Origin of the sequence: Leifsonia sp. C5G2, assembly GCF_013359685.1 — a bacterium.
Classification (GTDB): Bacteria; Actinomycetota; Actinomycetes; order Actinomycetales; family Microbacteriaceae; genus Leifsonia.
Window position 1 is genome coordinate 130,083 of sequence record NZ_JABFMV010000013.1, and the last position, 14,242, is coordinate 144,324.

The window sequence follows — 14,242 nt, forward strand, 5'->3', positions numbered from 1 at the left end:
CTCCTTTGCCATTCTGTGAACGTGCACACACCGGGGTGCGAACGTCCTGTCGTCCATGTGGGAACGTGCACAGTCCGAATCGGCCTCGCGGCCAAGGGGAAGGACTGTGAACGTGCACAGACTAAGCAGGCCGCTTTCCTCCTGTCAAGCCCGGCATCCCCTAGACTTCGTCCATGACCGAACCGCGTCGCCGCGCCACCGTGATGGATGTGGCCCTCGAGGCAGGCGTCTCGCGCGGCACCGTGTCGCGCTACGTCAATGGCGGGCACTATGTGTCGAGCGAGGCCCGCCGCGCCATCGAGGCGGCCATCCGCAAGGTCGGGTACACCCCGAACACGGCGGCGCAGAGCCTGGTGCGCCAGCGGACCCAGGCCGTCGGCTTCATCGTGCACGAGCCGCACTCGGTGTTCCTCGAAGACCCGAACATCGGCGTGATCATGCTCGGCGCCAACTCGGCGCTCTCCGCCCGCGACTACCAGATGGTGTGCCTCATCGTCGATTCGGAACGCGACACCGACCGCGTCTCGCGCTACCTCAGCGGCGGCTTCGTCGACGGCGCGATCGTCGTCTCCGCGCGCGACCGCGACCCCATCCTCTCGGTCATCGAGCGGCTGGGACTTCCCGCCGCGTTCGTCGGGCACCCACCCGGCATCACCGCCCCCTTCATCGGGATCGACAACCGCGGGGCCTCCGCCGCGATCACCCGCCGCCTCCTGCAGACCGGCCGCCGCCGCATCGGGATGATCGCCGCCGCCCTCGATCGCGATTCGGGCGCCGACCGGTTGGCCGGCTTCCGCGAGGCGATGGGGATCGCCTACGACCCGGAGCTCGTCGTCCCCGTTCCGCTCTACTCGTTCAACGACGGCGCCGACGGGATGCGCACCCTCCTCGAACGCGCGCCCGACATCGACGGCGTGGTCGCCGCCTCCGACGCCGTCGCCGCCGGCGCGATGCAGACACTGCTCGAGGCCGGGCGGAGCATCCCGGGCGACGTCGGCCTGGTCGGCTTCGACGACAGCTCCTGGGCGACTCGGACCACTCCCCCGCTCTCGACCGTGCACCAGCCCGCCGAGGGCCTCGGCCGTTCGGCGGCGGAGGCTGTGCTGGAGCAGATCCGCACCGGCGACACCACCGCGGGTGGGCTCGTGCTCGAGACGCCGATCGTCTGGCGCGAATCGGCCTGACGGCGATGGCGACCCGATGATGGACGCGGACGGGCAGCAGCGGGACGACCTCGCGGGCCGGCTGGAGCGCGTCGAGGTGCAGCGCGCCGCATCCTCGATCCCGGGCCGGACCATCGTGCAGGTGCTCACCACCATCCCGGAGGGGGTGGAGTCCGGCTGGCACACCCACCCCGGCGAGGAGGTCGGCTACATCCTCGCCGGGAACGTCGAGATGCGGATCGCCGGGGGCAGCACGCTGCACCTGCCCGCCGGGAGCGGGTTCCTCATCCCGCCCGGCGTGCGTCACAACGCCCGGGACGTGGGCCCGGGAACCGGCCGGATGCTCTCGACCTACCTGGTGGACCCGGATGAGCCGTTGGCGACGTTCGCGGATCCGCCGGCAGAGGGCGGGTCGTGACGCCAAGCTGAGGGCTCTCGCCGCCGATCCGGAATCGCCCTTGCATTGTTCAGCACTATGTTCTAGCTTTTATTTAGTCCTGAACAAAGGTAGGCAATGGCGCTCTCACTCTCCTCGCGCACCGACGTGAATCGCACGGCGATCCTCGCGCATCTCGGCGCGAACGGCCCGGCCTCCCGCGCCGACCTCGCGCGCCGGCTCGGCGTCTCGCCGGCCCTCATCACGCAGCTCACGCGCGACCTGCTCGCCGACGGCCTCATCGAAGAACTCGACCACGCCAGCTCCGGCGGAGGCCGCCCGGCCCGCATGCTCGGCCTGGTCGCACGCGCCGCTTCTGCAATCGGCGTGAAGGTGGCGCCCGACCATGTGGCTTTCGTCGAGGTCGGCATCGATGGCACGGTGCTCCGATCGGCGACGCAGGATTTCGACGCCGTCGCGCCGCTCGCCATCTCCGGCCTGGTCGACGTGCTACGCGCGTTCATCGACTCCGGCGACTCCACGCTCGTCCTCGGGGTGGGCGTCGGACTCCCGGGTACGGTGCATGAGCAAGGGGTCGGAGTGGTCGACTCCACCCAGCTGCGCTGGAACCAGGTACCCCTCGGTGCGACCCTTCGCCGCGCCCTCGACCTCCCGGTCGTGGTCGAGAACAACGTGAATGCGCTGAGCGTCGCCGAGAAGCTGTTCGGCCAAGGACGCGACTGCGAGGACTTCCTGGTCGTGACCATCGGCAACGGTGTCGGCGCCGGCGTGGTGTCCGGCGGCAGCATCCTCCGCGGCACCGCAGGCGGCGCGGGCGACATCGGACACGTCCCGGTCGTCGTCGACGGTCCCCTGTGCCAGTGCGGCAACCACGGCTGCCTGGAAGCGTTGATCGGCCAGGGAGCACTGGTGAATGCCGGTCGCGCGGCCGGCGTCCTCGGAGACGGGGACGGCATCGATGGGTTGCGGGCGGCCGCCGACGCCGGCGATGAGCGCGCGCAGCAGCTCTACGCCGACGCCGGGGCACTGTTCGGCCGCACGCTGGCGGGGGTCGTGAATGTTCTCGACCCGCAACTCGTGGTCTTGCTCGGCGAAGGCGTCGCCGCCTGGCGGCACTGGGCCCCTGCTTTCGAGCCGGCCCTGCGCGCATCCCTCGTGCCCGGCAAGCGCGGCGTGGCCGTCGCCGTGGAGAGCTGGCAGGACGATCGATGGGCGCAGGGCGCCGCGGCGCTCGTCCTCGCAACCCCGTTCGACGCCGACGGGATCGCCGGCGAGCAGGGCCGCCTCGTGCGAGAGCGGCTCGTATCGACGGCGACGGTGCGCTGATGACCCTCTCCCGCGTCCGGCCCGAGTCGCTCGATTCCGGCAGCCCCGGCGGCGGCGCCCGCGCGCCCCGCAAGCGCCCGGCCAAGCGCCGCGCGGCCTACGGCGCGACGGTGGCCCTGTTCCTGCTGCCGAGTCTCATCCCTCTGCTCGCATTCGTTATCGGGCCGATGATCTCGGCGGCGTGGACGAGCCTGCACGAGTGGAATCTCATCGGCGACATGAAGTGGGTCGGTCTCGACAACTACCGTTTCCTGATCGCCGACCCGGCTTCGCAGCAGGCCTTCCTGCACACTGTCTATTACATCGTCGGCTATCTGCCGCTGGTGTACCTGGGAGGGCTGGGTCTCGCCCTCGCGCTCAACTCCAAGCTCAAGGGCCGGGCGTTCCTCCGCGGCGTCTACTTCCTGCCCGTGGTGACCAGCTGGGTCGTGGTGGCGCTCGTGTGGCGCTGGCTGCTGAACCCGAGCGTCGGCGTCGTGAACTACGTCTTGAGCCTGGTGGGCATCCACGGCCCCGGATGGTGGTCCGACCCGGCATGGTCCATGCCGTCGATCATCATCGCATCGGCCTGGAAGGACCTCGGCTTCGTCATGGTCATCCTCCTCGCCGGGCTGCAGACGATCAACCCGGACCTCTACGAGGCTGCGGAGATCGATGGCGCGGGCTGGTGGCGGCGCCTGTTCAGCATCACCCTCCCCATGCTCTCCCCGTCCACTTTCTTCGTCATCGTGCTGTCCCTCATCAACGGATTCCAAGTGTTCGACCAGGTCTATGTCATGACCGGAGGGGGGCCGAACAACTCCAGCCGCGTCGTCGTCCAGCAGGTCTACGACCTGACCTTCCGGTACGGGCAGGCGGGCATGGCCTCAGCGCTCTCCTGGCTGCTGTTCCTGGTCATCCTCATCGTGACGCTCGTCCAGTTCTACGGCCAGAAGAAGTGGGTGAACTATGCGTAAGTCCGCCGCCAGGCCCATCCTCTACATCGCCGTCATCCTTGGTGCTCTCGTGATGATCTTCCCGTTCGTCTGGACGGTGGTCACCTCGATCAGTCCGGGCGCGAGCCTCACCACGACGCCCAGCCTCATCCCGGACAACCCGTCCCTCGCGCCCTACCTCCAGCTCTTCGAGCGCGTCCCGTTCGGCCAGGTCATCGCCAATTCGCTGATCATCGCCGTGGTGAGCACCGTGTGCCAGCTGGTCACCAGCGCCATGGCCGCCTACGTGTTCGCCCGCATGCCGTTCCGCGGACGCGGCGCGATCTTCCTGCTCTACCTGGCGACCATGATGATCCCCTTCCAGGTGCTGATCGTCCCCCTGTTCGTGGAGATGAAATCTCTCGGGCTGATCAACAGCTACGCGGGCGCCATCCTGCCGACCATCGCCTCCGCGTTCGGTGTCTTCCTCCTGCGCCAAGCCATCGGGACCGTGCCGTACGAACTCGACCAGGCGGCGACGCTCGACGGCGCCGGGCACTTCCGGGTGTTCTTCCAGATCGTGCTGCCGCTCGTCCGCCCGGCCCTCGCCACGCTCGCGGTGTTCGGATTCCTCAACACCTGGAACAGCTTCCTCTGGCCGCTGATCATCCTCCGCGACCCGCTCATGCAGACGCTCCCGGTGGCCCTGTCGAGCCTCCAGGGACAGTACTCGACCCAGTGGGACGTGCTCATGGCCGGGTCGGTCGTCAGCATCCTGCCCATGTTCGCGCTCTACGTCTTCGCCCAGAAGTACATCGTCCAGGGCGTCGCGGGCACCGGTCTCAAGTAGCCGGTCCCTTCCCCACCTCACCCCCAACCCGAAACACCCTGCATCGAAGGAGATAGCACTCACATGAAGAAGACACTCGTCGCGGCCGTCGCGGTCGCGTCTCTCGCGGCCGTCGGCCTGGCCGGCTGCTCGTCCTCCGGCGGAGCGAGCGGCGGCAAGACCACCGTCACCTACTCCGACTTCATCTCGAACGGAGGCAACGAGAAGAACCTGAAGGCCATCGTCGACTCGTTCGAGAAGGCGAACCCGGACATCACCGTCAAGGTGACGACCACCGACTACGCCAACTACTTCACCAAGCTGCAGACCGACCTCTCGGCGGGAACGCAGGCCGATGTGTTCGACGTCGATGCGGGCAGCTACGCCACGTACCAGTCCGACGGCGTGCTGGCACCGCTCGACGGCGTGGACTCCTCCAAGTACCGCACCTCGGTGCTCGACACCTACAAGACCGACGGCAAGCAGTACGGCCTGCCGACCTCCTTCTCGAACGTCGTCCTCTTCTACAACAAGGACCTCTTCGACAAGGCCGGCGTCTCCTACCCCACAAAGGACTGGACCTGGGCCGACGAGAAGGCCGCCGCGGAAAAGCTCACCGACAAGGCCTCCGGCGTCTGGGGCGACTACCAGCCGGTCACCTACAACGAGTACTACAAGGCGGTCCAGCAGGCGGGCGGCCAGTTCCTCAGCAAGGACGGCAAGAAGGCGGCGTTCGGCGACCAGGCCGGGAAGCTCGCGGCCGACTGGATCGCGGGCAAGTCGGGCACGGTCATGCCCTCCGCGGCCGACGGCGCCGGCACCCCCGACTTCGACAGCAACCTGTTCAAGTCGGGCAAGCTCGCGATGTGGCACACCGGCATCTGGATGTTCAGCACCCTGGGCACGCTGCCCTTCGGCTGGGACGTCCAGGTCGAGCCGGGCGACACGCAGAAGGCCAGCGCGACCTTCTCCAACGCGGTCGTCGTCTCGAAGGACGCCAAGAACAAGGAGGCCGCCCAGAAGTGGGCGGAGTACCTCACCAGCTCCAAGGAGATGGTGGATGTGCGACTCAAGGCCGGCTGGGAGCTCCCAGCGACCAGTGACGACGCCCTGCTGAAGCCGTACCTCACCGCCGGCGACCCGACGAACCGTCAGGCCGTCTTCGACTCGCTGGAGAAGGTGGCGGTCGCGCCGCAGCTGGGCGCCAACTCGCAGAAGATCCAGGATGACGTGACCAACGCCTTGGGCGAGATCGCTGCCGGCCGCCAGAAGACCGGGGAGGCCATCCCGGCCACGGCCGATCAGGTCACCTCCCTGCTCAAGTAACCGACCGGTCCGGTCGCGCTCGCTCCCCCGCGTGAGCGCGGCCGGTCCTCCTCCTCTCTCGGAAGATTCCTCGTGCACAGCTTCACCTCCTCCCCTCTCGCGCAGCACAGCCGGGCGCTGATCGCGGGGTTGCAGACTCCGCAGGGCGCCTTCCCGGCGAGTCCCGATTTCTCGGCCTATACCGGCTACTGCTGGTTCCGCGACGGCTCGTTCATCGCCGATGGCGTCTCGTCGGTCGGCGAGGCCGAGTCGGCCGAGCGGTTCTTCGACTGGTGCGCCGGTGTCCTGCGCGACCGGGCGGAGCAGATCCGCTGGATCGTCGCCGAATCGCAGGCCGGGCGGCCCCCGTCGGGGAGCCGGATGCTTCCGGCCCGTTTCACCTTCGACGGCGCGGACGGAGCCGACGAGTGGTGGGACTTCCAGCTGGACGGCTACGGCACGTGGCTGTGGGCACTGGTGGAGCACTGCGAACGGCACGCGGCGGACCCCGCCCGCTGGGCCGACGCGGTCGAGTCGACCGTCGACTACCTCACGTCCTCGTGGCAACGGCCCTGCTACGACTGGTGGGAGGAGCACAGCGAGCACGTGCACGTCTCGACTCTCGCCTGCGTGGGGGCCGGCCTGGATGCCGTCCTCAGCGCCGGCCTCCTCTCGGGTGAGCGCGAGCAGCAGGCCCGGCGTGCGGTCGACGGCATCCGATCCCTGGTCGCCGATCGCGGCGTCCGCTCCGGCCATCTGGTGAAGTGGCTCGACAGCACAGCGGTCGACGGCAGCCTGGCGGCAGCACTCGCGCCGCTCGGCTTCGTGAGCGCACGGTCGCCGATCGGTTCGACGACGATCGGGGTGCTGGAACGCCACTTGACCGTCGGCGGCGGGACGCACCGCTACCTGGGCGACACCTTCTACGGCGGAGGCCAGTGGCCGCTCCTCAGCTGCTTCCTCGGCCTCGCCCACCTGGCGGCCGGCGATCGCGCCCGCGCCGAGCAGCTCTACGGCTGGGCGGCGTCGACCGCGACGCCGGGGCTCGAGCTCCCCGAGCAGGTCGGCGAGCACCTGATCGCCCCGAACATGCGACAGGAGTGGGTGGACCGCTGGGGCAGCGTCGCGACGCCGCTGCTGTGGAGTCACGCCATGCTCCTCCGACTGGGGGCCGAGCTCGACGCCGCCCCCACGACCCTCTCCTCTTCGACCCTTCAGGAAGGACTCCTCCGATGATCCGCCACCGGCCCGCGGGCTCCGGCCACCCCTACTCCGTCGACACCGAGCAGCGCTGGCCGGTCGTTCCCGAGGCCGGCGGGACAGCCGTGCTGGGCGTCCGCGCCGACGCTTCGATCACCGGCGTGACCGTCGAGCTCGTCCGCATGCCTTCCGAGGGCGAGGCGAGCACGCTGACGCTGCCGCTGGAGCGTGCGGCGACCACTTCGCGCGGCCGCACCACCGACGGCGGCCACCTCGCGTCCGCGCAGGCCCGGCTGGCCCGGGCCGTCGGCGGCTGGCAGGTCTCGACGCCGCCGCTGGAGGCCGGCGCCGCGTATCGCTACCGCTTCAGAGGCGAGCACGAGGACGGCCGGGTCGAGCGGACGCGCTGGTTCGACGTCCGCCCGGCGACGTGGCGGGCCGCCGATGACGCCGTGGTCGTCTCGGGGAGCTCGCGGCTCCTGCCCGGCTCCGTCGAGGTGCTCGACGACGGCGTTCGCATCCACCGTGTCCGCTTCCGTCTCCAACTGGAGTCCGGGGAGCGTGTGAGCGGGCTCGGCGAGCGCTTCGACGCCATCGATCACACCGGCACGACCCTCGACTCGGTGGTCTTCGAGCAGTACAAGAGCCAGGGCGCCGAGCGGAAGACGTACCTCCCGATGCCGTTCGCCCACGTGGTCGGCGGCTCGGGATGGGGCTTCCACGTCGACACCTCCCGGCGGGTCTGGTTCGACCTCGGGGCGACGGACGCCTCCGTCATGACCGTGGAGAGTGAGACCGGACCGGACGGCACCCTGCCGGTGCACTTCTTCGATGGTGACCCTGTCGCCGTCCTGAGCGCCTTCCTCGATGGCGCAGGGCGGGCCGAGGAACTGCCCGACTGGGTGTTCCGGCTGTGGGCGAGCGGCAACGAGTGGAACACGCAGGCCGAGGTCATGCGTCAGGCCGACCTCCACCGCGAGCACGACATCCCCGTCGGCTCCGTCGTGATCGAGGCCTGGAGCGACGAGAGCACCTTCACCGCCTTCCGGGATGCGCGCTACGCGGTCTCCCCCGATGGCGCGCCGCACCGGCTCGCCGACTTCCAGTTCCCCGCTGACGGCGCCTGGCCCGACCCGAAGGGGATGACGGACGAGCTGCACAAGCGCGGCATCAAGCTGCACCTGTGGCAGATCCCGCTGCTCAAAATGCGCCCGCATCCCACCGGTCAGGCGGCGGCGGACGCCCTGGCGGCCATCCGGGAGGACGTGCTGATCGCCGAGCCGAACCCCGCGGGCGGCACCCGCCCCTACCGCAACCGCGGCTGGTGGTTCCCGCTGGCCCTCATGCCCGATCTGACTGACGAACGCGCTGCCCGGTGGTGGACCGAGAAGCGCCGGTATCTGGTCGAAGAGGTCGGCGTCGACGGGTTCAAGACCGACGGGGGCGAGCACGCCTGGGGTGCCGAGCTGGTGTACCTCGACGGCCGTCGCGGTGACGAGAAGAACAACACTTTCCCCGTCGCCTACGCCGCCGCGTACGGCGACCTGCTGCGCTCCTCCGGCAAGGCTCCCGTCACGTTCAGCCGCGCCGGGTTCACCGGCTCGCAGGCGCATGGCGCCTTCTGGGCCGGAGACGAGAACAGCACCTGGGAGGCGTTCCGCTGGTCGATGAATGCGGGGCTGTCGGCCGCCGCGTCCGGCATCGTGTACTGGGGGTGGGACATCGCCGGGTTCTCGGGAGACATCCCCGACGCCGAGCTCTACCTGCGGGCGACGGCGGCGAGCGTCTTCGTGCCGATCATGCAGTACCACTCGGAGTTCAACCACCACCGCACACCCTCACGCGACCGCACCCCGTGGAACATTGCGGAACGCACCGGCGACCACACCGTCATCCCGACCTTCCGGGAGCTCGTCCGACTGCGGGAGAGGCTCATCCCCTACCTGGAAGAGTCGGCGGCTGAGACCATCGGTAGCGACCGGCCGCTCATGCGGCCGATCTTCTTCGACCACCCCTCCGACCCGGCATCGTGGGACGGGACCCGTTGGATGCTCGGCCGCCACCTGCTGGTCGCGCCCGTGCTCGAACCCGGTGCGCGCACCTGGCCGGTGGCACTCCCCCCGGGCGAGTGGACGGACGTGTGGACTGGCGACACCGTCACCGGCGGGCGGACCGTCGAGGTGGCAGCGCCCCTCGATCGCATCCCCGTCTTCGCCACCGCCGACGCCCCGGCCGACCTGCTGGCCCTGTTCCGCCCATGAGCGACGCGGTGGCCTCCTTCGACGCCTACACTCGACGGGTCGTGAGCTGGGCGCGCGGCGACGCCCGCGTGTTGGGTGTGGCGCTCCTCGGATCCGGCGCCGATCGCTCCCGCATCGACCAATGGTCCGATCACGACGTGCTCGTGCTCGCCGTCCCTGAAGCTATCGATGAACTCCGCTCGGACCTGTCGTGGCTGCCGGACGCCGATCAGCTCGTCGCCGTCGGGCGCGAGTGGCACGACGGCATCAAGCTGCTGTTCGCCGACGGGCGGGTGATCGAGCTCGGTGTCACCGACGCGACCGGGCTGTCCTCCTTCCCCGTCGCTGCGGCTCACGTGGCCTACGACACCGGGGCGCTCACCGGCGGGCTCACGTCGGCGCAGGCGGCCACTCGGCCACGGGTGACCAACGCGGCTCGGGATGCGGCGGCCGTCCTTCTCGTTCAACTCGTCGTGGGGGTGGGCCGCGTGCGACGAGGTGAACACCTCAGCGGCGGGCAGGTCATCCGCAGCGAGGCCGCCCTGACCCTGGTCGATCTTCTCGTCGAACGCAGCGGACGTGCTCACCCGGACCCGTTCGACGGATGGCGGCGACTGGAGACCGTGGCGCCCGCCGCGGCGTCCCGGCTGAACACGATCCTCGCCCAGCCCGCCGAGGCTGCAGCGCAGGGCATCCTGGACCTTGCCGAAGAGCTCCTCGCCCCCGGCTGGGCGGACTGGCCATCGGACGGCGTCCTCGCCGTCCGGCGCCGGCTCTGGCCGCAACCGTGAGACCCCCGGGAACGCGAAAACCCCCGGATCCCGTGTAAACACTGGGATCGCGGGGGTTTTCTCTGGCGGTACCGGTGGGATTTGAACTCTAGTTCCTGCCTCGGAGACCCGCGTGATGGGGCCGGACTTCCGCGGAAAATCAACGAATTTGAGCTTCTGTGATCTCATAGGACCCCATAGGAACTCGCTCGTTTGTAGTCAAAATGTAGTCAAACGGGGTTCATGACGGTCGGCTTTGCCAGGGCGTTGTTGGACGGTTGGCTCCACACGCAGTGCGCTTTGGAGCGTGGGTTCTGAACTCTAGCCGGGCCCGCGCAACCAGGGGATCTAACACAGGAATCCGCGAAAACTCGGGCGTCTTGGGTGACCTGGGCGTCCTTGGGTGCTCCCCGATTTCGTTGAAATGTTGTCAAATGGTTGTCACGCGACTTCCATGCAGTTGCCTGCCCTTGACTAGAAACGAGATCTGGTCCAAAGGTCCTCGTACACAACTATTCAGCCGTCAGTGTATAGTCATCGGATGCTGACTCTTGCAGACCGACTTGATGTGATGAACCGGCTCGGCCGGGCGATGGCGGATCCCACTCGTTCGCGCATTCTTCTGACCCTCCTTGCCGGCCCGAGCCACCCGGCCGTGCTGGCCCGTGAGCTGGGGCTCTCACGCTCGAACGTCTCGAACCACCTCACCTGTTTGCGCGGGTGCGGGATTGTGGTAGCCGAGCCCGAAGGTCGCCAGACCCGATACGAAGTCGCCGACCCACACCTTGCCCGCGCCCTGACTGCGCTGGTCGAGGTGACGCTCGCTGTCGACGAAAGCGTGCCGTGCGTGGACCCAGACTGCGGCGTTGAGGGTTGCGTGGCTGGAGAGGCACGGGCATGAGCGCGGTTACAGGTTCCGAGCTCGAACACGTCGACCTTGACGATGACGATGATGATCGGCCCTGGTATCGGAGTCCGAGCGTCCTGATCCCGATCGCTTCCGGCGTCGCATTCGTCGCTGGTTTGGTGTGCGAATGGACTGGCGCGGAGACCGCCGGCCTGGTGCTGTTCTGGATCGGTCTGCTGCTGGGGGTGTACACCTTCGTGCCCGGCGCGTTGCGCAGACTTTTCACCAAGGGCAAGCTCGGCATCAGCCTACTGATGACAATCAGCGCCACCGGTGCGGTGATCCTCGGCTACGTCGAGGAGGCCGCGGCGTTGGCGTTCTTGTACTCCATCGCGGAGGCGTTGGAAGACAAGGCGATGGACCGAGCGCGCGCAGGGCTTCGGGCGCTCTTGAAACTCGTGCCCGATACCGCATTGGTCAAACGCGGCGACGCCACGACCGAGGTCGAAGCGAAGGACCTGCGCGTCGGTGACGTCCTCGTGGTGCGTCCGGGCGAACGGATCGCCACTGACGGCATCGTGCGAGCCGGGCGGAGCAGCCTGGACACCTCCGCAATCACGGGCGAGTCGATACCCGTCGAGGTCGAGCCCGGCACCGGCGTGTCGGCCGGGTCGATCAATACCACAGGCGTGCTCGAGGTCGAGGCCACTGCGGCCGGCACCGACAACTCACTCACTACGATCGTCGAGCTGGTCGAGCAGGCGCAGACCGAAAAAGGCGACCGAGCCCGCCTAGCCGACCGGATCGCCCGTCCCCTGGTCCCCGGTGTGATGATCCTCGCCGCGGTAGTCGGCGTTCTCGGGTCGCTGTTGAGCGGCGACCCCGATTTGTGGATCACCCGTGCCCTGGTCGTGCTCGTTGCTGCCTCGCCGTGTGCTCTGGCGATCGCCGTGCCGGTCACAGTCGTGTCCGCGATCGGCGCCGCCTCCAAGTTCGGCGTGGTCGTGAAGTCCGGGGCCGCGTTCGAGCGGTTCGGCGGCATCCGCCACCTCGCCGTCGACAAAACGGGCACCCTGACCCGCAATGAGCCCACCGTGACCCGTGTCGTCACGACGGGCGCGACCGAGGATGAGGTGCTGGCCTGGGCGGCGAGCCTAGAGCGTCACAGTACGCACCCTCTCGCCACAGCGATCACCAAGGCGGCACCCGACGCTCCCGCCGCTGAAAACGTCGCCGAGACCGCCGGGCACGGCATCGAGGGCACGCTCAATACTGCTCGTCTCGCGGTAGGCAGCCCGAGGTGGCTGGATGCTGGCACGCTGGGCGATGAGGTGCAGGCGATGGAGTCAGAGGGAATGACCGTCGTCATCGTCCACCGCAACGATCAGCCGGCCGGGGCGATCGGGGTGCGGGACGAGCTCCGCCCCGAGGTACCGGAAGTGATCGCCACGCTCAACCGCCGCGGGATCGGAGTCACGATGCTCACCGGCGACAACGCCCGCACCGCCGCGGCACTCGCCGCCCAGGCCGGCATCAACGACGTGCGCGCCGAGCTCCGTCCCGAGGACAAGGCCGCCGCCGTCATGGACCTGTCGAAGTCCAAGCCCACAGCCATGATCGGAGACGGTATCAACGACGCCCCCGCTCTCGCGGCCGCCGACGTGGGCATCGCGATGGGAGCTAAGGGCGCCGATGCGGCGATCGAGTCCGCCGATATCGCCTTCACCGGCCACGATCTGCGCCTCATTCCACAGGCCATCGACCACGCCCGTCGCGGACGTAGCATCATCAACCAGAACGTTGTGTTGTCCATCGTGATCATCGCGGTCCTGCTGCCGCTGGCGATCACCGGCGTTCTCGGGCTCGCTGCAGTCGTGCTCGTGCACGAGGTCGCGGAGGTCGTCGTCATTCTCAACGGGCTCCGCGCAGCACGGCGGGAGAAGGCATGACTGGCTCCGCTCTCATACCGCCGGGCGCGGATTCCGTTGAGCTACGCTCTCCCCGCATTGATGGGGCGACGGTGCGGCGGGCATTGTTCCTTCTTGCCTGCGGCGTCGCGGGCGGCGGCGCGCTGCTCGACCAAGCCAGCAAAGCCCGCGCCGCCGTCGAACACAGAGATCACCGCATCGCGACTGTGGGCTCATGATCCTGTCGTCGGTACTGCAGGCGATCGGCCTCTTCATGGCCACGAACATTGACGATATCATTGTGCTTTCGCTGTTCTTCGCCCGAGGCTCCGGCCAGCGAGGAACCACAAGCCGCATCCTGATCGGACAGTACCTCGGATTCATCGGCATCCTGAGCGCGTCCGTTCTTGTTGCACTCGGCGCTGGGACATTCCTCCCACCACAGGTCATTCCCTACTTCGGACTAATCCCGCTGGCGTTGGGTCTGCGGGCTGCATGGCAGGCCTGGCGCAAGCGCGAAGACGACGATGACGCAAAGGTCGAGGGTAAGAAGGTCGCTGTGTGGACCGTGGCCGGTGTGACCTTCGCAAACGGCGGCGACAACATCGGCGTCTATGTCCCGGTCTTCCTCAGCGTCGGTCCAGCAGCCACCATTGCATACTGCGTCGTGTTCCTGGTCCTAGTTGCTTCCCTCATTGGCCTAGCCAAGTTCGTCACCACCCGCCGACCGATCGCGGAACTCCTCGAACGATGGGAACACGTCCTGTTCCCCGTCGTCCTCATCGGCCTGGGGATCTTCATCCTCGTGAGCGGCGGCGCTTTCGGCATTCCGACGTAGATCCTAGGTATCCAGTCCCTATCGACCCATCGGGCGACCCGGCCTGCGCGGCTGCCGGCAACCACCGCGAGTTCACTTCACCGACCGCGTCGCCCCCGTCTCACGCGAAGGCAAAAGCTGAATGGAGCCGCGAGCGGCACCTCGTTTTTAGATTGTTCGTCTGCCTGGCCGGTTGATCGTAGTTCGCTCCCGCGGGCTACGTGCCGGGCTTTCGCGGCATATCCTCACTCGCTTCGCTCCCTCCGGTATTCCACGGTCCCGGCACTGCGCCCCGCACCCGCTCACCCTCGATCCCCTTGCCAGACAGGCGAACAAGAACAGTTGAAGGGATCACAGAACCATGAGCGACACACCCACCGCGGGCACCATCGAACACCTCAACCCGCACACCCTCACCCTTGAGGACAACGTGCGCCCCTCCGCACCGATCACCCCGGCGTTCGTGCAGTCAATCAAGGAGAATGGGGTCCTCACCCCCGTACTTGCCCACCGCGACAGCGACGGCC

12 protein-coding genes are annotated in these 14,242 nt (G+C 68.3%); all 12 read left to right on the forward strand.

The annotated features are described in order from the left end of the window. The first annotated feature begins 173 nt into the window (after positions 1–173). Positions 174–1,184, forward strand: a complete 1,011-nt coding sequence (locus HNO83_RS16270) for a LacI family DNA-binding transcriptional regulator (RefSeq protein WP_175338567.1) — start codon at positions 174–176, stop codon at positions 1,182–1,184. Between the two features lie 16 nt (positions 1,185–1,200). Then, entirely contained in the window at positions 1,201–1,581 is a 381-nt protein-coding gene (locus tag HNO83_RS16275; RefSeq protein ID WP_175338568.1) for a cupin domain-containing protein, read from the forward strand. 96 nt (positions 1,582–1,677) lie between these two features. Beyond that, entirely contained in the window at positions 1,678–2,886 is a 1,209-nt protein-coding gene (locus tag HNO83_RS16280; protein ID WP_175338569.1) for an ROK family transcriptional regulator, read from the forward strand. Beyond that, on the forward strand, positions 2,886–3,842 hold the full coding sequence (locus HNO83_RS16285; RefSeq protein ID WP_175338570.1) for a carbohydrate ABC transporter permease: 957 nt from the start codon (positions 2,886–2,888) through the stop codon (positions 3,840–3,842). The genes HNO83_RS16280 and HNO83_RS16285 overlap by 1 nt, the downstream gene beginning before the upstream one ends. Continuing rightward, a complete protein-coding gene (locus HNO83_RS16290) occupies positions 3,835–4,650 on the forward strand; it encodes a carbohydrate ABC transporter permease (RefSeq protein WP_175338571.1) in 816 nt (271 codons plus the stop codon). The genes HNO83_RS16285 and HNO83_RS16290 overlap by 8 nt, the downstream gene beginning before the upstream one ends. 63 nt (positions 4,651–4,713) lie before the next feature. Next, positions 4,714–5,955 (forward strand): ABC transporter substrate-binding protein, encoded by a 1,242-nt coding sequence (locus HNO83_RS16295; protein ID WP_175338572.1) that lies wholly within the window; start codon positions 4,714–4,716, stop codon positions 5,953–5,955. Between the two features lie 72 nt (positions 5,956–6,027). Continuing rightward, complete coding sequence (locus tag HNO83_RS16300) at positions 6,028–7,170, forward strand: glycoside hydrolase family 15 protein (RefSeq protein WP_175338573.1); 1,143 nt, start codon at positions 6,028–6,030, stop codon at positions 7,168–7,170. After that, positions 7,167–9,395, forward strand: coding sequence for a glycoside hydrolase family 31 protein (locus HNO83_RS16305; RefSeq protein WP_175338574.1), 2,229 nt, complete (start codon positions 7,167–7,169; stop codon positions 9,393–9,395). Before HNO83_RS16300 ends, HNO83_RS16305 begins: the two co-directional genes overlap by 4 nt. Then, entirely contained in the window at positions 9,392–10,165 is a 774-nt protein-coding gene (locus HNO83_RS16310; protein WP_175338575.1) for a hypothetical protein, read from the forward strand. Before HNO83_RS16305 ends, HNO83_RS16310 begins: the two co-directional genes overlap by 4 nt. Positions 10,166–10,685: 520 nt before the next feature. Beyond that, positions 10,686–11,045 carry a Cd(II)/Pb(II)-sensing metalloregulatory transcriptional regulator CmtR gene (gene cmtR, locus HNO83_RS16315; protein WP_175338576.1) on the forward strand — a complete coding sequence of 120 codons (360 nt, stop codon included), beginning with the start codon at positions 10,686–10,688 and terminating at the stop codon, positions 11,043–11,045. Further along, positions 11,042–12,940 carry a heavy metal translocating P-type ATPase gene (locus HNO83_RS16320; protein WP_175338577.1) on the forward strand — a complete coding sequence of 633 codons (1,899 nt, stop codon included), beginning with the start codon at positions 11,042–11,044 and terminating at the stop codon, positions 12,938–12,940. Before cmtR ends, HNO83_RS16320 begins: the two co-directional genes overlap by 4 nt. A gap of 193 nt (positions 12,941–13,133) precedes the next feature. After that, positions 13,134–13,736, forward strand: a complete 603-nt coding sequence (locus HNO83_RS16325) for a cadmium resistance transporter (protein WP_175338578.1) — start codon at positions 13,134–13,136, stop codon at positions 13,734–13,736. The last annotated feature ends 506 nt before the right edge of the window (positions 13,737–14,242 follow it).

What these genes read in the sequence shown, in the direction of transcription:
- HNO83_RS16270 (WP_175338567.1), top strand. Translation starts at nt 174, where the DNA reads ATGACCGAACCGCGTCGCCGCGCCACCGTGATGGATGTGGCCCTCGAG.
- HNO83_RS16275 (WP_175338568.1), top strand. Translation starts at nt 1,201, where the DNA reads ATGATGGACGCGGACGGGCAGCAGCGGGACGACCTCGCGGGCCGGCTG.
- HNO83_RS16280 (WP_175338569.1), top strand. Translation starts at nt 1,678, where the DNA reads ATGGCGCTCTCACTCTCCTCGCGCACCGACGTGAATCGCACGGCGATC.
- HNO83_RS16285 (WP_175338570.1), top strand. Translation starts at nt 2,886, where the DNA reads ATGACCCTCTCCCGCGTCCGGCCCGAGTCGCTCGATTCCGGCAGCCCC.
- HNO83_RS16290 (WP_175338571.1), top strand. Translation starts at nt 3,835, where the DNA reads ATGCGTAAGTCCGCCGCCAGGCCCATCCTCTACATCGCCGTCATCCTT.
- HNO83_RS16295 (WP_175338572.1), top strand. Translation starts at nt 4,714, where the DNA reads ATGAAGAAGACACTCGTCGCGGCCGTCGCGGTCGCGTCTCTCGCGGCC.
- HNO83_RS16305 (WP_175338574.1), top strand. Translation starts at nt 7,167, where the DNA reads ATGATCCGCCACCGGCCCGCGGGCTCCGGCCACCCCTACTCCGTCGAC.
- HNO83_RS16310 (WP_175338575.1), top strand. Translation starts at nt 9,392, where the DNA reads ATGAGCGACGCGGTGGCCTCCTTCGACGCCTACACTCGACGGGTCGTG.
- cmtR (WP_175338576.1), top strand. Translation starts at nt 10,686, where the DNA reads ATGCTGACTCTTGCAGACCGACTTGATGTGATGAACCGGCTCGGCCGG.
- HNO83_RS16320 (WP_175338577.1), top strand. Translation starts at nt 11,042, where the DNA reads ATGAGCGCGGTTACAGGTTCCGAGCTCGAACACGTCGACCTTGACGAT.
- HNO83_RS16325 (WP_175338578.1), top strand. Translation starts at nt 13,134, where the DNA reads ATGATCCTGTCGTCGGTACTGCAGGCGATCGGCCTCTTCATGGCCACG.